We start from the raw sequence: 20,684 nt of genomic DNA, 5'->3' as shown, positions 1-20,684 counted from the left end.
GCTCCTTCCCGTAACGACGGGGAGAAGGAGCCTGGCCGCGACGCCGGGCAAGGGTTAGAGGCCGGTTGGTCGCATTTCTCTCCGACACCAGCAGAAACACGGTGACGGAGAGGGTAGTCGCGAGGGCCAGCAAGACGATAGTCATGGCCTACTCCGCCGCGGTCGCCACCGGCACGAAGTCCGGCGAATCGGTTGATGCGTAGTTGAAGGTCACGTCCTTCCAGATCTCGAGCGCCTGCTTCAGCGGCAGGCAGGACTTTGCCGCGTTCTGCAGGATCTCGGGCCCTTCGCGGACGATGTCGCGGCCCTCGTTGCGGGCGAGGATCATGCATTCCAGCGCGACGCGGTTGGCGGTGGCGCCGGCCGCGATGCCCATCGGATGCCCGATCGTGCCGCCGCCGAACTGCAGCACGACATCCTCGCCCAGCAGGTCGAGAAGCTGATGCATCTGCCCGGCATGAATGCCGCCGGAAGCAACCGGCATCAGCTTGTTGAGCGAGGCCCAATGCTGGTCGAAGAAGATGCCGTTCTCGAGCCGCATCGGGTTAAAATCCTCGCGGCAGATGTCGTAGTAGCCCTTCGTCGTCGCCGGGTCGCCTTCGAGCTTGCCGACGACGGTGCCGGCGTGGATGTGGTCGACGCCCGAAAGCCGCATCCACTTGGCGATGACGCGGAACGACACGCCGTGGCTCTTCTGCCTCGTGTAGGTCGAGTGGCCGGCGCGGTGGAGATGCAGGATAATGTCGTTCCTGCGCGCCCACTTCGCCATCGACTGGATCGCGGTGTAACCGATGACCAGGTCGATCATGACGATGTTGGAGCCGAGGTCCTTGGCGAATTCGGCGCGCTCGTACATGTCCTCCATCGTCGCAGCAGTGATGTTGAGGTAAGTTCCCTTGATCTCGCCGGTCTCGGCCTGGGCCTTGTTGACCGCTTCCATGCAGTAGAGGAAGCGCTCGCGCCAATGCATGAAGGGCTGCGAGTTGATGTTCTCGTCGTCCTTGGTGAAGTCGAGCCCGCCCTTCAGCGCTTCATAGACGACACGCCCGTAGTTGCGGCCCGACAGGCCGAGCTTCGGCTTGACGGTTGCGCCGAGCAGCGGCCGGCCGAACTTGTCGAGGCGCTCGCGCTCGACCACGATGCCGGTCGCCGGCCCCTGGAACGTCTTCACATAGGCGACCGGGAAGCGCATGTCCTCGAGTCTCAGCGCCTTCAGCGGCTTGAAGCCGAAGACGTTGCCGATGATCGAGGCCGACAGATTGGCGATCGAGCCCGGCTCGAACAAATCGAGGTCGTAGGCGATGTATGCGAAGTATTGGCCGGGCGCATTCGGCACCGGGTCGACCCGGTAGGCCTTGGCGCGGTACTTTTCCGTCGCGGTCAGGCGGTCGGTCCAGACCACCGTCCAGGTGGCGGTCGAGCTTTCGCCCGCGACCGCGGCCGCCGCCTCGATCGGGTCGACGCCGTCCTGCGGCGTGATCCGGAACACCGAGATGACGTCGGTGTCCTTGGGCTCGTAGTCGGGCTCCCAATAGCCCATCTTCTTGTATTCCATGACGCCGGATCTGTAGCGGTCCGCGCCGGTGACGGTTTCTGACTTGGCCATGGCTGGTCCTTTCGTTTGCTGGTGGACCGCCGCTCAGGCGGCTTTCGCGGTTGCGATCTGCGGGTCGAGCTTTCCCGCGGCGTAGCGTTTGGCCATCTCGTCCATCGCGATGACCTTGATCTTCGAGGCGTTGCCCGCGGCGTCGAAGCGCTCGAGCCGGTCGCGGCAGAGGTCGCGCATGGCGTCCATCGCCGGTTTCAGGAATTTGCGCGGATCGAATTCGCCCGGGTTTTCCATGGCGATGCGGCGGAACTGGCCGGCCATCGCCATGCGGCAGTCGGTGTCGATGTTCACCTTGCGCACGCCGTGGCGGATGCCGCGCTCGATCTCTTCCACCGGCACGCCATAGGTCTGCGGCATGCGCCCGCCGAATTTGTTGATCACGTCCTGCAATTCCTGCGGCACCGAGGAGGAGCCGTGCATGACGAGATGCGTGTTCGGCAGCTTGTTGTGGATTTCCTCGATGACGTGCATCGCCAGTATGTCGCCGTCGGGCTGCCTGGTGAATTTGTATGCGCCGTGCGACGTGCCGCAGGCGATCGCCAGCGCGTCGACCTTGGTGCGCATGACGAAATCCACGGCCTGGTCGGGATCGGTCAGCAGTTGCTCGTGCGACAGCGCGCCTTCCGCGCCATGGCCGTCCTCGGCCTCGCCGTGACCGCTCTCCAATGAGCCGAGCACGCCGAGTTCGCCTTCCACCGAAGCGCCGACCCAATGCGCCATGCGCGCCACGCGCTCGGTGATCGCGACATTGTAGTCGTAGCTAGCCGGGGTCTTGGCGTCGGCTTCGAGCGAGCCGTCCATCATCACCGAGGTGAAGCCGTGGCGGATGGCGGTCATGCAGGTCGCTTCGTTGTTGCCGTGGTCCTGGTGCATGCAGACCGGGATCTGCGGATGGATTTCGGCAAGAGCGTCGATCATCTTCGCCAGCATGATGTCGTTGGCGTAGCTGCGCGCGCCGCGCGACGCCTGGATGATCACCGGCGCGTCGCAGGCCTTGGCCGCTTCCATTATGGCGAGGCCCTGTTCCATGTTGTTGATGTTGAACGCCGGCACGCCGTAGCCATGCTCGGCGGCGTGGTCGAGAAGCTGGCGAAGGGTGATGCGGGCCATTGGCGGGTCTCCTCAGATGATAAGCTTGCGAGCCGCTTCGGCGACTGCTTCGGGCGTGATGGCGAAGTGCCGGTAGAGATCGGGGGCAGGGGCGCTGGCGCCGAAGCCGGTCATGCCGATGAAGACGCCGTTGTCGCCGATCCAGCGGTCCCAGCCGAGCCGAGCCGCAGCCTCGACAGCGACGCGCGGGGCTGTGCCGAGGACTGCGCGACGGTATTCGGGATCCTGCTCCTCGAACAGTTCCCAGGACGGCATCGAGACGACCGCGGCGGCGATGCCGTGCTGGTCATGCAGCCTCTCCGCAGCCGAAACGGCGACCTCGACTTCCGAGCCGGTGGCGATCAGCGTCACCGCGCGGCGTCCGGCCGGCCCGCGCAGCACATAGCCGCCTCGCGCCGAGAGGTTCTCGTCCGTGTGCGCCTGCCGCAGCATCGGCAGGTTCTGGCGCGAAAGCACCAGCACGCTCGGCCGGTCCTTGGCTCTAAGCGCCAGCTCCCAACATTCCGCCGTCTCGATGATGTCGGCCGGGCGGAAGACGTTGAGGTTCGGCGTAGCCCGCAGCATCGCTAGATGCTCGATCGGCTGGTGCGTCGGGCCGTCTTCGCCGAGGCCGATGGAATCATGCGTCATCACATAGATGACGCGCTGGCCCATCAGCGCCGACAGCCGCATTGCGCCGCGCGCATAGTCGGCGAAGCATAGGAAGGTCCCGCCATAGGGGATGAAGCCGCCATGCAGCGCAATGCCGTTCATGGCCGCGGCCATGCCGTGCTCGCGGATGCCGTAGTGGATGTAGCGGCCGGCATAGTCGCCAGGCGCGATGCGGGTCATGCCCTTGGTGATGGTGAGGTTCGAGTGCGTGAGATCGGCCGAGCCGCCGACGGTCATGTCGGTCGCCTCGTTGATCGCGCCGAGCGCCATTTCCGACGCCTTGCGGGTCGCGACCTTGGTCGCCTTCTCGACATGCTCCTTGCGGAAAGCCGCGAGCGCTTCGAAGACGGCAGCCGGAAGCGTGCTGGAGATTGCGCTTTCGAACTCGGCGCGCCGCGGCGAAGCGGCCAGCCTCTGTTCCCACTCGAGCCGAGCGAGTTGGCCGCGCTCGGCGACCTCGCGCCAGGACCAGAGTATCTCGTCCGGCACCTCGAAAGGTGCATGCGCCCAGCCGATATTTTCGCGCGTCGCCGCGATCTCTGCCTCGCCCAGCGGCGCGCCATGCGTCTTTTCCGAGCCTTCGAGATTCGGCGCGCCCTTGCCGATCACCGTCTTGCAGGCGATCAGCGACGGCCGATCCGAGCGGCGCGCCGCCTCGATCGCCGCGGCGACGGCTTCCATGTCGTGGCCATCGACCGGGGTGACGTGCCAGCCGGCGGCTGCGAAGCGCTCCGGCTGGTCCATCGACGTGGAGAGGGGAGTTGGGCCGTCGATGGAAATTGAATTGTCGTCCCAGAACACGATCAGCCGGTTGAGCTTCAGATGCCCGGCGAGGTCGATCGCCTCGTGGCTGATGCCTTCCTGCAGGCAGCCGTCGCCGGCGATCACATAAGTGTAGTGGTCGACGAGCCCGGCGCCATGGCGGGCAGCGAGCATGCGCTCGGCCAGCGCCATGCCGACAGCGGTGGAGATGCCCTGGCCAAGCGGGCCGGTCGTCGTCTCGATCCCGAGCGCGTGGCCGTATTCGGGGTGGCCGGCGGTGCGGCTGCCAAGCTGGCGGAAGCGCTGCAATTCGCTGATCGGCATATCGGGATAGCCGAGGAGATAGTGCAGAGCGTATTGCAGCATCGAGCCATGGCCGGCCGAAAGCACGAACCGGTCGCGGTCGGGCCAATCCGGCTTCGACGGGTCGATGGTGATGAAGCGGTTGAACAGCACGGTCGCCACGTCCGCCATGCCCATCGGCATTCCGGGATGCCCGGAATTCGCCTTCTGCACGCTGTCCATAGCCAGCGCGCGGATGGCGTTCGCCATGTCGCGTTCGGAAACGGCTGTTTCGGGAGCGACCTTGATTGCGGTGGCCTGGCTCATGAGAAATTCCTCCACTTCGGCGCGCCGTGACCGGACGCATCCCGGATTCGAACTGGCACCGCAGCCTCACCTGGCCCTTCGGGCCATCCTCTGCCCGTCGGGGAGAGCAGTTCGGTCAGCCTCAGCGCCAACACATCAAGGATGCTTTGCAGATGACGGGAAATCCCGACGGGAAGAGAGCGGCCGAGCGAGGCTGGGACCAGACGAGGGGACGTTTGACGCTTGATCATGGTCATCTCCTTCAAGACACACGCCGCTTGCGTTCGATCAGTTGCAGGATGAGCGGGGTCAGGATCAGCTGCATGGCGAGATCCAGCTTATTGCCAGGCACCACGATGGAGTTCGGGCGCGACATGAAGCTGTCGTGGATCATCGACAGCAGGTAGGGAAAGTCGATGCCGCGCGGATTGGCGAAGCGGATGACCAGCATCGATTCATCCGGCGTCGGTATCCAGCGGGCGATGAACGGGTTCGACGTGTCGACGATCGGCACACGCTGGAAGTTGATGTTAGTGAGCGCAAATTGCGGGACGATGTAGCGGACATAGTCCGGCATCCGCCGCAGGATCACGTCCATGACGGCTTCCGTGGAATAGCCCCGCGTCGCCCGGTCGCGATGGATCTTCTGGATCCATTCGAGATTGATGACGGGCACGACGCCTATCTTCAGATCGGCGTGTCTCGCCAGGTCGACCTTGTCGGTCACCGCGCAGCCGTGCAGGCCCTCGTAGAAGAGCAGGTCGCTCGGGCCGAAATCGCGCCATTGGGTGAAGGCTCCGGGCGGCGTGCCGTAGAGCTTCTCTTCTTCCTCGTCATGGACGTAGGTGCGGGTCTTGCCGGTTCCCTTGCGGCCATATTCCTCGAACACCTCCTGCAGCGCCTCAAGCTCGTTGGCGGCGACGTTGAAGTGAGTGAAGTTAGGATTGCCCCTTGCTTCTTCCTCGGCGACCTTTTCCTTCATCCCGGCGCGGTCGTAGCGGTGAAACGCATCGCCCTCGATGAAGGCTGCCTCGATTTTCTCGCGGCGGAAGATCAGCTCGAAGATGCGCTTGACCGAGGTCGTTCCCGCCCCGGAAGAGCCCGTGATCGAAATGATGGGGTGCTTGGCTGACATCGGACGGACCTCAGGCGCGGAACAGGCCGCGATTGCCGAACAGCGGCGCGCGTTCGCCGATGCTCGACGGCTCGGTATGATAGCGGGCGATGCGCTGGACTTCCCGCGACGAGCCGAACACCACGGGCGTTCGCTGGTGCAGGCTCTCTGGTTCCAGGTCGAGGATGCGGGTGACGGTGTCGGTCGCCGCGCCGCCGGCCTGTTCGACCAGATAGGCGATCGGGTTGGCCTCATAGACCAGCCGCAGCCGGCCCTGATGGTAGCCCTTGCGGTTGTCGCCGGGGTACAGGAAGACGCCGCCGCGGACCAGGATGCGGTAGCAATCGGCGACCAGCGAAGCGATCCAACGCATGTTGAAATCGCGCTCGCGCGGGCCTTCGCTGCCCTTCAGGCAATCGTCGACATAGAGCCTGACCGCCTCGTCCCAGTGCCGGTAATTGGCGGCGTTGATGGCGAATTCCTGGGTGCGGTCCGGAATGATGCGGCTCTCATAGGCCTGGACGAAGGAGCCGAGCCTGGACGAGAGCACGAAGATGTGGGTGCCGCTGCCGAGCGACAGCACCAGTGCAAGCTGAGGCCCGTAGATGAAGAAGCCGGCGCCGAGTTGGTTCGTTCCCGCCTGCAAAAAAACGGCGGCCGGATTTGCGCCCGGCGCGCCAGTTGCAGGGAGAAGCGAAAAAATCGTTCCGATCGACACGTTGGCGTCGATGTTCGAGGAGCCGTCGAGCGGGTCGATGGCGACGGCCAGCGGCGCATCGCCGTTAAGCAGCACCGGCTGCTCGAGTTCCTCGGACGCATAGAGCGCGACAGGCGCGTGGCGCATGGCGTCGAGGAAGATGTCGTCGGCGAAGACGTCCAGATCCTTCTGGATGTCGCCGTCGGCATTCGCGCCGCGCGTGCCGGCAAACGCCGTGCCGAGGACGCCCTGGTTGATGACGTGGCGGATCTTGATGGCGGCTTCGGCGAGTTGATGGATCGTAGCCGCTACGGCCGGGCGAAGGCTGTCGCCCTGACCGACATAGGAATTCAGAAATGCACCGAGCGTAGCCGTTGTCATCGTGACCTCCCGAGCCGGCCGCGTCTCCTCGCGGGTGACGGCTCACGACAAAGGTCGCACAACTGGCGGATAAGTAAAATTTAATAGCTTTACGAGCTGAGTAAAAGAAATTTAGTATGCGCTATGCGCAACGTCTCCCTCAAGCAGCTCAAGGCGGTTCAGGCGATCGCCAGCCAGGGTAAAATTGTCAATGCCGCCAAGGCTTTGGCGCTTTCCGCCCCGGCTGTGACAATCCAGTTGCGGCAACTTGAGGAAGAGATCGGACTGTCCCTGTTCGACCGGACGGCGAGCGGCATGCGTCCCACTGCCGCAGGCCTGGCCTTCATCGATGCGGCGCAGGTGATCGAGGAGCGGCTGCGTCTCCTCGAAGACCAGATGGACGCGATCAAGGGCGTGCGCACCGGCAGCCTGAAGCTCGGCGTGGTCTCTACGGCGAAATATTTCGCGCCGCGCATGATGGCCGCCTTCATGAAGGAATATCCCGACATCGACATGCGGCTCGCCATCGGCAACCGCGCCGAGACGATCGCCAGCCTCAGGAATCACGATGTCGATATCGCGCTGATGGGGCGTCCGGCCAAGGACGTGCCTGTCCGCGCATCGGCCTTCGGCGACCATCCTCTGGTTATCATCGCCCCGCCGGAGCATCCGCTGGCCAAGGAACGGGATATTTCCAAGGAACGCATAGCCGAGGAACATTTCCTAATTCGCGAGGCGGGGTCCGGCACGCGCATCTCTTTGGAGATTTTCCTCAGCGAAGTGCCCGGCCGCATAGACGAACTTGGCGTCGAGATGGGTTCGAACGAGACTATCAAGCAGGCAGTGATGGCGGGGCTCGGCATTGCCTTCATCTCGGCCCATACCGTTGCGTCGGAGGTGGAAACCGGCCGCCTCGTGATCCTTGACGTAGTCGGCATGCCGATCCGCCGGCAATGGTTCGCCGTCATGCGCACGGACCGCGCGATCTCACCGGCCATGGCCGCCTTCCATGAATTCCTGATGCGCAAGGGCGCGATGTACCTGCCGCTGTTCGGCAAGCTGTATCCGGAAGAGCGAGTAGTGAGTAGTGAGTAGAAGCTCCATTCACTGTTCACTGCTCACTACTCACTAGAGAGCACTTCCGAGATCGCCTTCGCCAGCGCATAAAGCCGCTGCTCGATTAGCGTCGGCACTTCGCAGACATAGGTCAGCGACTGCACGCGCTCCTCGAATACTCGGGTTTCCCAGGTTAGCCGGTCGGTGCGGAGCGCGATCTCGTTGGCGTCGGCGTCCGGTTTCGCGCGCATGGCGTCAACCTCCGAGGCTTCCTTGCGCAGACGTGCCGCCAGTTCGAGCTGGTTGCGTGCATAGCGCGCGATGCCGGAAATGACCTGCGAGCGCTCGGCGTTCATGTAGTCGAACAATCCTTGGACCAGCATCGTCATGCGGGCATTCTTCTGGTCAGCCGGCAATCCGGTCGCAAAGTCGCGGATCTGGCTTTGCGCCTCCTCGATCGGCACTCGCCGCGCCGCCAGTTCCTTGACCAGCGCCGGAATTTCCGGGTCCTGCGACCAGTTCTTCGCCGATTGCGGCAGTTCCGGCCCGTTCCATATCTGCCCAAGCGAGAGTTCCGGCACCTTGCGCTGGATGCAGGGCCAGTCGGGGTCGGTGTTCATTGCTGCGAGGGTGGTGGCGGGGAGGGCCAGGAGCAGCAGGCCGGCAAGAAGGCCTTTTACCATCTTTTGGTAAACGGTAGGGCGATCGCTTTCGCCCCCTCCACCGCCTTCGGCGGTCCCCTTCCCCCGTAAACGGGGGAGGATAAACGGCGCCGCCGGCCGCGACCTCGGATCCTCCCCTGCAAAGCGGGGGAGGGGGACCACGCGAAGCGTGGTGGAGGGGGCTCTCAAGCGCATCAGGCGTTTCCTCCGGTATCCTGCTTGCGGTTCATCAGGCCTCGCGAGGGATCGTAGGCTATGATCGCGCCGCCGAGGAACAGCACCGTGCAACCGGCGACGACGACAAGCGAAAACCACTCTACCTGGCCGTAGAAAGCGAAGCGGATCAGTTCGACGACATAGGTGAAGGGGTTGGCGAGGCAGATCTTGTAGAGCAGGGGGCTCGATTCCTGGATCCGCCACAGCGGATAGAGCGCCGGCGAGGCGAAATACATCGGGAAGATCACGAAGTTCATAACGCCGGCGAAGTTCTCGAGCTGCTTGATCATCGAGGAAAGCAGCAGTCCCAGCGCGCCGAGCATCACGCCTGCCAGGAACAGCGCCGGGAGCACGAGCAAATAGCCTATCGGCGGGGCCTTGATGCCCCAGAACCAGGCAATGCCCAGGAACACATAGACCTGTGCGATCGATACGGTGACGCCGGCGAGCAGCTTCGAGACCAGCAGGAACCAGCGCGGGAACGGGCTGACCAGCAGCGTCCGCATGTTTCCCATCTCGCGGTCGTAGACCATCGACAGCGATGACTGCATGCCGGAAAACAGGAGGATCATGCCGCAAAGGCCGGGCGTGATGTAGACCTCGTAGAGCACGTAGGTCTTGTAGGGCGGGATGATCGAGACGCCGAGCACCTGACGGAAGCCCGCGGCGAAAATGAAAAGCCACAGCAGCGGCCGCACCAGCGAGGAGATGAAGCGTTCGCGCTGGTTGAGGAAGCGCAGCCCTTCGCGAATAAGGATGCCTTTCAGGCAGATGAGGTAGGCGGTGAGTCCAAAGCCCGGTGCCGGCAGCGACGCAATTTCCGTCTTTATGGTTTTTGCGGGCAGGGGGCTCATGACGGCTCCTCCGCGCCGGTGGCCGGAGCCTTGCGGCTGAGCTTGGAAAAAGCCTCGCCGATGGTCTTTGCGCCGGTCGTGCGCACCACCTCGGCGACGCTGCCCTTGGCGACCAGATTGCCTTCGGAAAGCACCACGACGTGGTCGCCATCGTCGACCTCGTCGATCAGGTGGGTCGCCCAGAAGACGCTGATGCCTTCCGTCTCGACCAGCCTGCGGATAGCGGACAGGATGCCGGCCCGCGACTGAACGTCGAGGCCGACCGTCGCCTCGTCGAGCAGCAGGAGCGGCGGGCGGTGCAGCAGCGCGCGGGCGATTTCGATGCGCCGCATCTGTCCGCCCGACAGGCTGCGCGCCTTGTCGCGCAGGCGGTCGCTCATCTCGACCTGCGCCAGCAGCGCATCGATGCGCCGCCTCGCCTCAGTCGAGCCCAGCCCGTGCAGTGAGGCATGGTAAGAAAGGTTCTGGTAGACCGTGAGATCGAGGTCGAGCGTGCGCGCCTGAAACACGATGCCCAGCCGTCTCAGCGCTTCGCCGGGGGTGCGGCCGACATCGTGGCCGAAGATGCGGATCGAGCCGTGGCGCGTGTCGTAGAGATGGGTGATCAGCGAAAACAGCGTCGTCTTGCCGGCGCCGTTGAGACCGAGCAGCACGGTGAAGGTGGCCGGCGCGATCGAGAAGGAAACGTCGTTGAGCGCCCGCTTCAGACCGTAGGAATGGCTGACCGCGGCGACGTCGAGAGCCGCCACGCCGTCCGCTCCCCTGCCTGTCCTCACATGCTGCACCCGGTCGGTTCCTCCCTGTTCACGAGGCGCGCCGGCAATCCCGGCGCGCGGATTATTGCACTATTTTATGGTGATCGTGCCCTTCATGCCCCGGTCGGCGAGATCGGGAACCGACCAGGTGTAGATGCCGGGCCGGACGGTGGTAAACTGCACCTGGATTGTTCCGTCGGCGTCGTATTCCAGCCATGCCGGCGCGCCGTTCATGTGAACTTCGAGATCGTTGATGACGATTTGGTTCATCCAGACATTGCGGAAAAGATCGGTGTGGAATTTGTACTCCAGCCCGCCCGCCGCCGAGATTTTCCAGCGATAGCCTTGCCCGGCGATCAGCTCGAAATCCTTCTGGTTGGCCGTGAACTGGTCGTCCTTCGTGCCGAGGATGAGTTCCGGAACGTCTTTGCTGGCGCGCGTCACCTGCTCGGCGGCGGCGCCTGCCGCAGCGGCGTCATCATCGTCGTCATTGTCCTGCGCCGAGACCGGGCCTTGCGCGGCGGCCAGTCCGACCAGCGCGGCGAAAGCGATTGCCCGAAAATTCCTCATGTTTTTCCTACCCTTCTGCTGTAATTTGATGAACTAATTCGGCGATACGACGACGCCCCATGGCAAGGCGCCGACCGTGACGGACTGCACCGGTTCGTCGGTCGCCACGTCGATGAAAGTGATGTCGTTCGAAACGCCATTGGTGCTGATGATCGTCTTCTGGTCCGGCGTGAAGGCCAGTTGCCAGACGCGCTGGCCGACCAGCGCGTATTTCTCCACCTCGTAGGTTTCGGCATTGATCACCGCCACACGGTTGGCGGGGCCGAGCGCGACATAGGCTTTCTTGCCGTCGGCGGTGATGCGGACGCCGACCGGCTGGATCGATTCGGCGCGCAGGCCGGGGATCTCGAAGGTGATCTTGTGTTTTATCTCGCGTGTCGTGTTGTCGATCACTGAGACCGTTCCGCCGATCTCCGCGCTGACCCAGGCTTCCGAGCCGTCGGGGGTGAATTCCACGAAGCGCGGGCGGGCGTCCACCAGCACGTTGTGGGTGATCTCGTTGGTCGAGGTGTCGATGAAATGCGCCATGTTCGTCGTTTCCGACGTGTTGACCATCGTCTTGCCGTCAGGGCTGACGCCCATGCCTTCCGGTTCCACGCCAACGGGGATCTCGGCGAGCACCTTCTTGCTTTCGAGGTCGATCACCGTGACGAGATTGTCGTCTTCGTTGGCGACATAGAGCGTCTTGCCGTCTGGCGAGAGCACGAACAGTTCCGGGTCCGGCCCCGACGGCAGCGAGCCCACGATCTCATGCGTCGCGGTGTCGATGATCTCGATCGTGTCGTCGTCGCTGGCGCAGAGATAGATCAGCTTGCCGTCATGCGAGATGGTGATGCCGCGCGGCCGCTGCCCGACATTGATGGTCTTGACCACCTCCATCGTGGTCGAATCGACGACGCTGACCGTGTTGTCCTTTTCGTTGGAGACATAGACCATATAGGCCGAAGCGGGGCTGGCCGTGAGGCCGGCCGCCACGGCGCCGGCCAGGATCGTCAGTCGTCGCATCAAGAAACTCCTCCCGATTGTCGATTTATTCAAAAGCGCATTTGGTCTCCGGCTCGTCGATCCCGAGCGTGTCGAGTTCCGATACCTGATGCAGGAAACCCTCCTGCGGCGAGGTCGAGACGACCGAACGCCCATCGCCGAGGAAGATCGGCTGGCGCAACTGCCAGTTCCATTTGCGGAATGTCAGCTTCTGGCCCTTGAAGGCGGCGATCGAGAACTCGTCCGCACGGATGAAGGCGTCGATCTTCGCCGGATCGGCCCCCGGCGTGCGGGTCGCGGCCTCGCCGACGATGCGGACGGCTGTCCAGGCAGCCATGTCCTTCGACAGCATGCGCCGGCCGTTGGCCTTGGCGAAACGGTTCTGGATCTGCGTGCCGCCCCACTGCTCGCTGGCCGGGTGCCAGGCCGAGGGCGACAGCCCCGCCGTGCCGGCGACGGGCCGCGGTATCCAGGTCCGGAACGGAACGTATGTGCCGAAGACTTCGCTTTCGTCGGCGACCAGCACGACATCATGGTTGGGCAGATCCTGCGTGAAGACCGGCATCTGCCGCTGGATCTGGACGACGCCGGAATCGGTCCGCCGCGCCGTGCCGGTGTCCTTGAATTCCTTTTCAGCGACAATCTCGCCGCCGAACCGCGTCGCCGCCCGCCGCAGCGCCTCTGCGAACAACTGGTCGCGCTCGTGCGAGCCGTAGATCAGCACCCAGCGCCGCCACTGCTTCCAGACCAGATATTGCGCCAGCCCATCGGCCAGCATGGTGCGCGTCGGAGCCGTATGCAGCACGTTTACGCGGCATTCCTCCTCGCGCAGCACATCGTCGGTCGCCCCGACATTGAAGATCAGCACGCCATTGTCGCCGGCGATGTCGGCGATCGACAGCAGCTGCCGGGCGGAAATGTCGGCGAGCACGTAACGGTCGCCCCTTTCGACCATCTCGTTGAAGGCCGGAACCACATCGGCGTCCGGCTTCACTTCGGTCACGTCGAGGATGAATTTCTGGCCGAGAAAGCTGCCGGTGGTGTTGTTGTCGCCGATCGCCGTTTCAGCCCCGGCAACGCCCTCGTCGCGCGGCGGAACATCGAGCACGGACAGCGCCAGCTGCGGCGCATAGGCGCGCAGATAGCCGATCTTGATCTCAGTGACCTGCTTTTCGGGCTTCGCCGACTGCGACTGTACCTTGGGCGCCGTCTCCTGCGCCATGGCGGCAGGGGCGTTGACGACCAAGGGAAAAAAGCACAGAAAGGCCACCAGAGTGCCCGGCACCGCGCTCGTCATCGATAGAATTATCCTCTTCTTGCGCTAAAGTCCGCTTGTCGTCGGTCTAGCGAAGTCAAGGTGCCCGTAATGACCATAACGGACCGAAATAATTTATCAAACCCTGTAAGCGGACTTTTCGCGGCAGGTTTTTCGGCTAGCTTTGGCCGCGAGCGAACGGGCGTCGTGGCGTCCGCCATTTTCGTTGCAGCGGTCCCATCCTGCAGACAGGAGACTCCGAAGAAATGACCAAGATGCTGGCCAGCGTCACAGGCGTCGCCGAGGCGGAGATCGCAATTTCCGGTGGCGCCGACATAATCGACCTGAAGGATCCCAAGGCCGGCGCGCTGGGCGCTGTCGCCACCGACACGATTCGCCAGACCGTGTCGTCTGTCGCCGGTCGCCGGGCCACTAGCGCGGTCTGCGGCGATCTGCCGATGGAGCCCGAAATCATACGCGCCAAGGCCGAGGAGATCGCCGCTACAGGCGTCGATTTCGTGAAAGTCGGCTTCTTCCCGTCCGGAAATATCGCTGCCTGTTCGGCAGCGCTGGCGCCGCTTGCGGCGCGGACGAAGCTGATCGCCGTCATGTTCGCAGACCTCGCGCCGGATTTCGAATTCCTGCCGGTCTTCGCCAAGGACGGCTTCCATGGGGCGATGGTCGATACCGCGCACAAGGCGAAAGGCCGGCTGCTCGACCATTTGCCTCCGGAGCGCATTCCAACCTTCGTCGACCGTGCCCGGTCGCACGGCTTGGCGGTGGGACTGAGCGGCTCGCTCGAAGCGCCCGACATTCCCCGACTGCTGCCATTCGTGCCTGACTTCCTCGGCTTTCGCGGCGCGCTCTGTGACCATTCGGATCGCACCGCGTCCCTCAGCGCCGAAGCTGTTTTGGAAGTCCGCGATCTGATCCCCGAGGAGTTGCAGCCCGGCGCACCGTCTACCGTCGATTACCGCCTGCTGGCGGCGAGGGGTTATTCGCCAGGTGCCGTCGACCCGGCGCTGGGCACGGACAAGATCTTTGTGCGCGATTTCGTGCTGCCGGTAGAGATCGGCGCTTACAGTTTCGAGCATGGCCATACTCAGAAAGTGCGCTTCAACGTGACAGCCGACGTGCTGAGGGTCACGGACCATCCCGAGGACATGCGCCACGTTTTCTCCTACGACATCATCATGGACGGTATTCGTACCATCGTCGCAAGGGGGCACGTCCAGTTGAGCGAGACGCTCGCCGAAGACGTAGCGGCGCTCGTGCTGGAGCATCCACGCGTCACGCGCGTCGCTGTGAGGGTGGAAAAGCTCGAACTCGGACCTGGAGGGGTCGGCGTAGAGATCGAGCGCAAAAAGGCGAAGCAACAGTCGTCGATGGTGCGCTTGTCCACGAAAGCCGACGCCTTGCCAGGCATTGGCAAGAAGGGCCTCATTTCGTGAAGCGAGCCGTCGTAAATCTCGGCGGCAGCACGGCCAGTGAGGCCGCGCTGGGCGAGTGGATCGCCGCGCTGGCGGGCTCGACGCTGCCGCTGGTCATCGTGCCCGGAGGCGGTCGTTTCGCAAATGAAGTCCGCGACGCGCAGAAGAGCATGGGCTTTTCCGACAAGGCCGCCCACGCCATGGCGATCCTCGCCATGGACCAGTTCGGCCACGTCATTCTCGACCGGGACGACAGGCTTGCTCCGGCGCGATCATTGCAGGACATGGAGCGCGCGTTGCGGGGTAGAAAAATTCCTGTCTGGCTGCCGTCGTCCCTGGCCATTCCTGCGCCGGACATTCGCGCCTCGTGGGACATGACGTCGGATGCGCTCGCCGCCTGGCTTGCGGGAAAGCTCGGCGCGCACGCGCTGCTGCTCGTCAAGCAGACCGCCGCATTCTCGTCAGGCGACGATGTCGCCAGCCTGACGGCGCGGGGGATCGTCGACGCCGGCTTTGCCGCCATGCTGCCGGCCGGCGTAGATTTCCATCTCGCCGGTCCCCACGATGCCACTATTGCAGGCGCGATGCTGTCGTCAGGAAAATTGCCGGGAACGCTGATCTCCCGATCCGTGGCGGCGGTCAGGAAAACAGGATAGTGCTGGAAAATCTGCATACCCCGCGCTGGGCATGGGTTCTCACCGGGTCCGGCCACTTCTTCACGGAAAGCTTCGGGCTTATCCACGAACTCGCACATTGCGATATCTTCGTCTCGAAAGCCGCCAACGAAGTGCTGCGCATGTACAAGCTCAAGCTGGATTTCCCCGACACGATGCGCGTCCTGCACGACAAGACCGCCAGTTCCGTGCCGGTCGGCGCCTTCTACCACGGCGTCTATCACACGGTGGTGGTGGCGCCGGCCAGTTCAAACACGGTCGCCAAATGCGTGCTGGGCATTTCCGACACGCTGGCCACCAACGTCTTTGCCCAGGCGGGCAAATGCCGGGTCCCGGCCATCGTCTTTGCCTGCGACACCGCCCCCGAGCTCGAAACCATGGCGCCGCACGGTCTGGTCAAGGTCTATCCGCGCAAGATCGACCTGGAGCACACCGAACGGCTGAAGAGTTTCGAGCGAACCGAGGTGGTGGAATCGCTCGCCGGCCTGAAGGCAGCAGTGCGGCGGCGTGTGGCGGAGCTGGAAGCCGATGGGTAGGCGGTGTTCCGTGCTGGGGGACAGTTTACTTTTTTCCGCTCGCGCGAGCCTGTCGGCGCCACCGCCGTTCCGCGGAAAGAAAGTAAACTGTCCCCGGCGCTTTTCCACTCGGCGGCCCCATGGCTGAGCGGCTGATCTTCCTGACTGGCCATCTGGCCAAAGCGCGGCTGGAACGGCTGCTGGCCGGGCTTGGCGAGACAGAATTCGCGTGGGAGATCGTGGATATCGGCGTCAAAGTCGCGGCGCTGATGACCGAGGACATCATCAAGCGCCGGCTGAAGCTCGACCACGGCGCGGACCGGATCATGCTGCCCGGCCGCTATCGAGGCGATCTCGACCGGCTGTCCACTCATTTCGGCGTGCCCTTCGTTCGCGGCCCCGACGAAATCGCCGACCTGCCGGCATATCTCGGCCGCCCCGGCGGCCCTCCGGACCTCTCCCGCCACGACATGCGTATCTTCGCGGAGATCGTCGACGCGCCGATGCTTTCGATCGATGAGGTGGTGGCGCAGGCGAGGGCGCTTGCCTCTGCCGGCGCCGATGTAATCGACGTCGGCTGCCTGCCGGAAACGCCTTTTCCGACACTCGCCGAGGCGGTGCGGGAGCTGAAGGCGCTGGGGTTTTCCGTCAGCGTCGATTCCGCCAGCATCGATGAACTGGCGATCGGTGCGCGGGCAGGGGCTGATTTTCTGCTCAGCCTTGACGAGAACACGCTGCCTCTGGCCTTCGACCACGGAGCGACGCCGGTCCTGATCCCGTCGATACCCGGCGACCTGGATTCGCTTGGGCGCGCTATCGAAGCCGCCGAACGGGCCGGCATATCTTTCATCGCCGACCCTGTGCTCGATCCAATTCATTTCGGTTTCGCCCCGTCGCTCGGGCGCTTCATCGAGGCGCGCCGGCGCTGGCCCGAAGTCGAATTGATGATGGGCACCGGCAATCTCACCGAACTTACCGACGCCGACAGTTCCGGCGTTACCGCGATGCTTACCGGGCTCTGCTCGGAACTCCAGATACGCAACGTGCTCACCGTCAATGTCAGTCCCCATACGGCCCGAACGGTGGAGGAGCACGATATCGCCCGCCGCATCATGTTTGCCGCCCGGGCCGATGGCGCTCTGCCAAAGAGCTATCATCCGGGCCTTCTACAAGTCCACGACCGCAAGCCCTTTGTTGCAACGGTCGACGACATAAACGCGCTGGCTGCCGAAATACGCGACGCCAATTTTCGCATAGTGACCGCCGAGGACGGCGTCCACATCTTCAACAGCAGGGGCCATGCGGTCGCCACCGACGCGTTCGAACTCTTTCCCGGGTTGGGGGTTGAGGCCGACGGCGCGCATGCCTTCTATCTCGGCGCGGAACTCATGAAGGCAGAGATCGCCTGGCGTCTCGGCAAGCGCTACGCGCAGGACGAGCCATTGACCTGGGGCGTGGCGGCTCCGGCTCCGGAAACCGACCGCTTGCGCCTTGCCGAAGCCGGCCACACTCTTAAGGCGAAGAAAAGCAAGGAATAACGATGCCTTACATCCGCGAATGCATCGTCACCACAGCCGACACAGACGGCAAGGTTCACATTGCTCCACTCGGCATTATTGCGGAGAAGGACGGATGGATCATCGCGCCGTTCCGGCCGTCAGTCACGCTCGACAACCTGGCGGCCGTGCCGTTCGCGGTCGCGAGCTACACCGACGATGTCCGCATCTTCGCCGGCTGCCTGACCGGCCGCAAAGACTGGCCGACCGTCGCGGTGGAGGGCTGTCCCGTGCCGCGCATCGAGGCCGCGCTTGCGCATTCGGTGCTCCAGGTCGTCACCGTCCATGATGACGGCGTGCGTCCGCGGCATTTCTGCCGCGTCGTCGCCGAGCAGACCCATGCACCTTTCACCGGTCTCAACCGGGCCAAGGCTGCGGTCTTGGAACTGGCCATCCTGGTCAGCCGGCTGGGCATGCTTCCACGAGAAAAAATCGAGGCTGAAATCGCTTATCTGACGATTGCTATCGAGAAGACCGCCGGCCCCGACGAGAGGGAGGCGTGGGGCTGGCTGATGCAGCGCGTCGACGATCATTTCGCGGCAATGGATTCGGGCCGCATCGCGTGATCTTTCGGTAGGCGGATTTCGAAAGCCGAAATTTCGGCCGACCCGGGCAACTGGCTTGCGCGGAGCGATATTACGGCTCCAGCTTGGTGGGCCGCCCACGGCCTAGCGCGCCGTCGGCGCGCGCCTGCAGGTAGGCGTAAATATCGTCTATGTACGGCGCGAAATTGGGATCGCCGGCGAACCCTTTCATGACCGAAACGCCATCGCTCTGGCCTTCGCGCACGACGCGCCGGAATGCTTCGATGCCGAGCGGTCGGTCGACGAGGGAAGATGCGAATGTCGAACCCACGCCATCCGGACCGTGGCAGTGATTGCAGCCCGCATGGTAGCGTCGAAAGCCGTTGTAGGTTCGCGCATCGACCTTGCCGTCGACAATCGTGTAGGGCTTGCCGCCGACGGCAGCTTCCTGCGACGCTGCGCCGGAACCGCTTGCCAGACCGCAGCCAATAACCCACGACTGGAGCAACCAGTACAGTGGACGCTTTCGATGTTCCGGAAGCGAGTTTCGAGCGCGCGGACCGCCGACTATCATCGATTGTTCGATCGCAGGCTACTGCCAGCTTGTGGTTACTTAACCGGAGATGATGTCGTCAAATCGTCTGGGAGCGCAAGCGCCTGGAGCGCCATCAGCTTTTCCCTGTTGCCAAAGTCGACGAGCATCGTCTTCGCGCTCTCGCCGCAGGTAAGATTGACCGAATAGCCCTCCTCGCTGTCGACACCGGCTATCTGCCCTGGGTTCAGCGCCAGACGAACACGCGTGGCGGTTACCGACAACTCCGCTTCCGGATCACTCCTCTCTATGATCATCAGGGTAACGAAGCATGTGGCGGCTTGCTCCACGAAATAGCCGCTCATGAATTTCGAGCCGAATTCATAGCTGATGCTCTGGATCGGCAGATATTGGGCTTGGCCTTCCATCGGCCCCAGCGATCCGCTTAAGGCGAGTGGAGTTAAAGCCCACAGGCTCGCGGCGATGGTACCTGCGAAGGTCGAAATGCTGATTGTTTTTCGTGACATGTTCTCCCTCCCCTTGAGGTGACGGTGGTTTGATCAAGTGATCCCAAGGTCCCATGCGGTCGGTTTGGACCATCCAACGCGGGAGTGGTAATGCCCGACTTCTTCTGTAAACAATTTTTCTGCGAAGTATCGATTGGTATCCGGATGAGTTCGGATACCGCAAAATGTGATAATATTAATTTTTCGGTTTTTGCAAATCACATTGTCAAAAGATATTTGGCAAATTCGTCGCTCGCTTCTCAGTACTCGTGCAAGTATTCTCTGACCATGTAGGAGTACACCTTCCACGAGTGTTGCTTCAGATACGCTGACGCATGAAAGCGGATGCAGATGCAAGCGGAGGAATATTTGCCAGCCGAACGCCAAACTTCGCGGCTGCTCGCTTCCAGATGGCTTGTCTCTTACGAGGAACGTTGTTTCGACGACGCTGAATGATACCTGCCATCGCCGGAATTGCTGACCGAAATAGGCCCGAAGGTTGGCGCACATGGCCACTCAGAGAACTGACCCACACCCTTGGCGGTGAGGGGCTCCTCGCGCCTAAGTCTGGTCCTGCGTTCCCGCCAGCAGCGCGACGGCGGCGGCCGGAGCGGCGCTGCTTGCCTCGTTGCGCACTGCGTCCTCGGCCGGAACAATATCGGCAAAGTCGATGAAGCGGCGCTCCATTCGTGCTGCGAGCCGCCTAATCTGCCAGCGGCCGGCCCCGGCGGCAACGATTGGCGCATCGTCGGCGAGGCTGCCCGCCACCCGGAACGCCGCGTCATGGACTGCGCGGAGCTGCTGCTCGCTGAACCAGCGCGCCACATCCAGCCATTCGGCCGGCGAGAGATCGGCTGCGTCACGGCCCACCATGCGGGCCAGCCGCGCCATCGAGGCTTCGGGGGTCTTTTCCTTGCCGTCGGCGGAAGCATGCTTGTCGTCATTCTCGTCGAGCACGCCCATGATGCGGTGCGCGTCGGCGATCGAGGCGAAATATTCGTTCATCAGCGGCGTCATCCGCCCGCGAACCGGCGCGGACGAGGCCACGCCGAACAGGAATGTGCGCGTGAAGCCGGTATAGATGAGTTCGCCCGTCATCAGCCGCTCGGCGTCGGTATAACCTTCGCCGGCGACTGCGCCGTCCCTGACCGGGATGATGTCGGTGGTTGTGGAGCCCATGTCGACGAACAGCGCGTCGCCGACGAGCTGTGCCACCAGGGAGGCGGTTGCGTGCCAGTTTGCCGAGGCGATATCGCAGCCGAGCCGAGCCGCCTGTCCGGCCCCGACAAAGCCGGACCGTCCCGCATAGATCAGATTGTCGCCTGACGGGAAGTGTTGCGAGATGAGCTGCAGCAGCGTTGCAATGCCGGCGTCCCGCGACGGAAAGATATCCGCCAGTTCGCCGGTCATGGTGAAGGCGTTGAGATCGGCGCCGGCATAGACGGCAGAGGCCTCACGAAGCGCCGATGCCAGCCTGTCGAGGCCGAGCCAGAGCGGCATGGCGATGGTCGCGGCCTGTACGATGCGGCCGCCTTCCGCCCTTGTGACCTTCAGATGCGCGCCGCCGACGTCGAAGCCGGCGATGATGCTCTTTCCTTTTTCCAAACTTCAAGCTTTCATGAAAGCGGCTAAGAGTCTGTTTCGAAACTCGCTATGGTGAGTCATATGACGGTGTTTTCGAGAACCGGAGCGGAGCGGACATTC

20 protein-coding genes are annotated in these 20,684 nt (G+C 63.4%); 6 read left to right on the top strand and 14 right to left on the bottom strand.

All coding sequences use genetic code 11. The features are described 5' to 3' along the window. Window positions 1-148 precede the first annotated feature (148 nt). The 5 genes from G6N73_RS03925 to G6N73_RS03905 all read right to left on the bottom strand — a co-directional run bounded on the left by G6N73_RS03925 (window position 149) and on the right by G6N73_RS03905 (window position 6,912). Window positions 149-1,606 (bottom strand): form I ribulose bisphosphate carboxylase large subunit, encoded by a 1,458-nt coding sequence (locus G6N73_RS03925; RefSeq protein ID WP_165023684.1) that lies wholly within the window; start codon window positions 1,604-1,606, stop codon window positions 149-151. Between the two features lie 33 nt (window positions 1,607-1,639). Further along, on the bottom strand, window positions 1,640-2,719 hold the full coding sequence (gene fba, locus G6N73_RS03920) for a class II fructose-bisphosphate aldolase (RefSeq protein ID WP_165023682.1): 1,080 nt from the start codon (window positions 2,717-2,719) through the stop codon (window positions 1,640-1,642). A gap of 12 nt (window positions 2,720-2,731) precedes the next feature. Further along, entirely contained in the window at window positions 2,732-4,741 is a 2,010-nt protein-coding gene (gene tkt / locus G6N73_RS03915) for a transketolase (RefSeq protein WP_165023679.1), read from the bottom strand. A gap of 241 nt (window positions 4,742-4,982) precedes the next feature. Beyond that, window positions 4,983-5,855, bottom strand: coding sequence for a phosphoribulokinase (locus G6N73_RS03910; RefSeq protein ID WP_165023676.1), 873 nt, complete (start codon window positions 5,853-5,855; stop codon window positions 4,983-4,985). A 10-nt stretch (window positions 5,856-5,865) separates the two neighbouring features. After that, window positions 5,866-6,912, bottom strand: coding sequence for a class 1 fructose-bisphosphatase (locus tag G6N73_RS03905; protein WP_165023674.1), 1,047 nt, complete (start codon window positions 6,910-6,912; stop codon window positions 5,866-5,868). Between the two features lie 123 nt (window positions 6,913-7,035). Between G6N73_RS03905 and G6N73_RS03900 the strand changes: the two genes are divergently transcribed. Further along, entirely contained in the window at window positions 7,036-7,986 is a 951-nt protein-coding gene (locus G6N73_RS03900) for a LysR family transcriptional regulator (protein WP_165023671.1), read from the top strand. Window positions 7,987-8,012: 26 nt separating this feature from the next. Here G6N73_RS03900 and G6N73_RS03895 read toward each other — a convergent pair whose 3' ends face one another. From G6N73_RS03895 to G6N73_RS03870, 6 genes are all read right to left on the bottom strand, one after another. Then, window positions 8,013-8,630 (bottom strand): hypothetical protein, encoded by a 618-nt coding sequence (locus G6N73_RS03895; protein ID WP_165023668.1) that lies wholly within the window; start codon window positions 8,628-8,630, stop codon window positions 8,013-8,015. A gap of 173 nt (window positions 8,631-8,803) precedes the next feature. Next, entirely contained in the window at window positions 8,804-9,679 is an 876-nt protein-coding gene (locus tag G6N73_RS03890) for an ABC transporter permease (RefSeq protein ID WP_246251598.1), read from the bottom strand. Then, window positions 9,676-10,428 (bottom strand): ATP-binding cassette domain-containing protein, encoded by a 753-nt coding sequence (locus G6N73_RS03885; protein WP_165023665.1) that lies wholly within the window; start codon window positions 10,426-10,428, stop codon window positions 9,676-9,678. The genes G6N73_RS03890 and G6N73_RS03885 overlap by 4 nt, the downstream gene beginning before the upstream one ends. 96 nt (window positions 10,429-10,524) lie before the next feature. Beyond that, complete coding sequence (locus G6N73_RS03880; RefSeq protein WP_165023663.1) at window positions 10,525-11,004, bottom strand: cupredoxin domain-containing protein; 480 nt, start codon at window positions 11,002-11,004, stop codon at window positions 10,525-10,527. A gap of 33 nt (window positions 11,005-11,037) precedes the next feature. Continuing rightward, the gene (locus tag G6N73_RS03875; protein ID WP_165023660.1) at window positions 11,038-12,009 is read right to left on the bottom strand and encodes a YVTN family beta-propeller repeat protein; all 972 of its coding nucleotides are present in this window, start codon (window positions 12,007-12,009) and stop codon (window positions 11,038-11,040) included. A 25-nt stretch (window positions 12,010-12,034) separates the two neighbouring features. Continuing rightward, a complete protein-coding gene (locus G6N73_RS03870; protein ID WP_165023657.1) occupies window positions 12,035-13,285 on the bottom strand; it encodes an ABC transporter substrate-binding protein in 1,251 nt (416 codons plus the stop codon). A gap of 224 nt (window positions 13,286-13,509) precedes the next feature. Between G6N73_RS03870 and G6N73_RS03865 the strand changes: the two genes are divergently transcribed. From G6N73_RS03865 to G6N73_RS03845, 5 genes are all read left to right on the top strand, one after another. Next, entirely contained in the window at window positions 13,510-14,694 is a 1,185-nt protein-coding gene (locus tag G6N73_RS03865; RefSeq protein ID WP_165023654.1) for a (5-formylfuran-3-yl)methyl phosphate synthase, read from the top strand. Continuing rightward, window positions 14,691-15,329 (top strand): amino acid kinase family protein, encoded by a 639-nt coding sequence (locus G6N73_RS03860; RefSeq protein ID WP_165023651.1) that lies wholly within the window; start codon window positions 14,691-14,693, stop codon window positions 15,327-15,329. Before G6N73_RS03865 ends, G6N73_RS03860 begins: the two co-directional genes overlap by 4 nt. 2 nt (window positions 15,330-15,331) lie before the next feature. Next, the gene (locus G6N73_RS03855; RefSeq protein WP_206078663.1) at window positions 15,332-15,883 is read left to right on the top strand and encodes a flavoprotein; all 552 of its coding nucleotides are present in this window, start codon (window positions 15,332-15,334) and stop codon (window positions 15,881-15,883) included. 119 nt (window positions 15,884-16,002) lie between these two features. Further along, a complete protein-coding gene (locus G6N73_RS03850) occupies window positions 16,003-17,400 on the top strand; it encodes a DUF6513 domain-containing protein (protein WP_165023648.1) in 1,398 nt (465 codons plus the stop codon). 2 nt (window positions 17,401-17,402) lie between these two features. Continuing rightward, window positions 17,403-17,984 (top strand): DUF447 domain-containing protein, encoded by a 582-nt coding sequence (locus G6N73_RS03845; protein WP_165023645.1) that lies wholly within the window; start codon window positions 17,403-17,405, stop codon window positions 17,982-17,984. 70 nt (window positions 17,985-18,054) lie between these two features. On the opposite strand, the gene G6N73_RS03840 is transcribed toward G6N73_RS03845, so the two are convergent. The 3 genes from G6N73_RS03840 to G6N73_RS03830 all read right to left on the bottom strand — a co-directional run bounded on the left by G6N73_RS03840 (window position 18,055) and on the right by G6N73_RS03830 (window position 20,585). After that, complete coding sequence (locus G6N73_RS03840) at window positions 18,055-18,450, bottom strand: c-type cytochrome (RefSeq protein WP_246251596.1); 396 nt, start codon at window positions 18,448-18,450, stop codon at window positions 18,055-18,057. A gap of 101 nt (window positions 18,451-18,551) precedes the next feature. Then, window positions 18,552-19,001, bottom strand: coding sequence for a hypothetical protein (locus tag G6N73_RS03835; protein WP_165023639.1), 450 nt, complete (start codon window positions 18,999-19,001; stop codon window positions 18,552-18,554). Window positions 19,002-19,541: 540 nt separating this feature from the next. After that, complete coding sequence (locus G6N73_RS03830) at window positions 19,542-20,585, bottom strand: hydantoinase/oxoprolinase family protein (protein ID WP_165023636.1); 1,044 nt, start codon at window positions 20,583-20,585, stop codon at window positions 19,542-19,544. Between the last annotated feature and the right edge of the window lie 99 nt (window positions 20,586-20,684).

Origin of the sequence: Allomesorhizobium camelthorni, from assembly GCF_011045125.1 — a bacterium.
In the GTDB taxonomy this organism is placed as follows: Bacteria; Pseudomonadota; Alphaproteobacteria; order Rhizobiales; family Rhizobiaceae; genus Allomesorhizobium; species Allomesorhizobium camelthorni.
The sequence above is the reverse complement of the archived record's forward strand: the minus strand, read 5'-3'. Positions and strand labels throughout refer to the sequence as shown.

Excerpts from the sequence above, each read along its gene's own strand:
- G6N73_RS03925 (WP_165023684.1), bottom strand. The coding sequence starts at position 1,606 with ATGGCCAAGTCAGAAACCGTCACCGGCGCGGACCGCTACAGATCCGGC.
- fba (WP_165023682.1), bottom strand. The coding sequence starts at position 2,719 with ATGGCCCGCATCACCCTTCGCCAGCTTCTCGACCACGCCGCCGAGCAT.
- tkt (WP_165023679.1), bottom strand. The coding sequence starts at position 4,741 with ATGAGCCAGGCCACCGCAATCAAGGTCGCTCCCGAAACAGCCGTTTCC.
- G6N73_RS03910 (WP_165023676.1), bottom strand. The coding sequence starts at position 5,855 with ATGTCAGCCAAGCACCCCATCATTTCGATCACGGGCTCTTCCGGGGCG.
- G6N73_RS03905 (WP_165023674.1), bottom strand. The coding sequence starts at position 6,912 with ATGACAACGGCTACGCTCGGTGCATTTCTGAATTCCTATGTCGGTCAG.
- G6N73_RS03900 (WP_165023671.1), top strand. The coding sequence starts at position 7,036 with ATGCGCAACGTCTCCCTCAAGCAGCTCAAGGCGGTTCAGGCGATCGCC.
- G6N73_RS03895 (WP_165023668.1), bottom strand. The coding sequence starts at position 8,630 with ATGGTAAAAGGCCTTCTTGCCGGCCTGCTGCTCCTGGCCCTCCCCGCC.
- G6N73_RS03890 (WP_246251598.1), bottom strand. The coding sequence starts at position 9,679 with ATGAGCCCCCTGCCCGCAAAAACCATAAAGACGGAAATTGCGTCGCTG.
- G6N73_RS03880 (WP_165023663.1), bottom strand. The coding sequence starts at position 11,004 with ATGAGGAATTTTCGGGCAATCGCTTTCGCCGCGCTGGTCGGACTGGCC.
- G6N73_RS03875 (WP_165023660.1), bottom strand. The coding sequence starts at position 12,009 with ATGCGACGACTGACGATCCTGGCCGGCGCCGTGGCGGCCGGCCTCACG.
- G6N73_RS03870 (WP_165023657.1), bottom strand. The coding sequence starts at position 13,285 with ATGACGAGCGCGGTGCCGGGCACTCTGGTGGCCTTTCTGTGCTTTTTT.
- G6N73_RS03865 (WP_165023654.1), top strand. The coding sequence starts at position 13,510 with ATGACCAAGATGCTGGCCAGCGTCACAGGCGTCGCCGAGGCGGAGATC.
- G6N73_RS03850 (WP_165023648.1), top strand. The coding sequence starts at position 16,003 with ATGGCTGAGCGGCTGATCTTCCTGACTGGCCATCTGGCCAAAGCGCGG.
- G6N73_RS03845 (WP_165023645.1), top strand. The coding sequence starts at position 17,403 with ATGCCTTACATCCGCGAATGCATCGTCACCACAGCCGACACAGACGGC.
- G6N73_RS03835 (WP_165023639.1), bottom strand. The coding sequence starts at position 19,001 with ATGTCACGAAAAACAATCAGCATTTCGACCTTCGCAGGTACCATCGCC.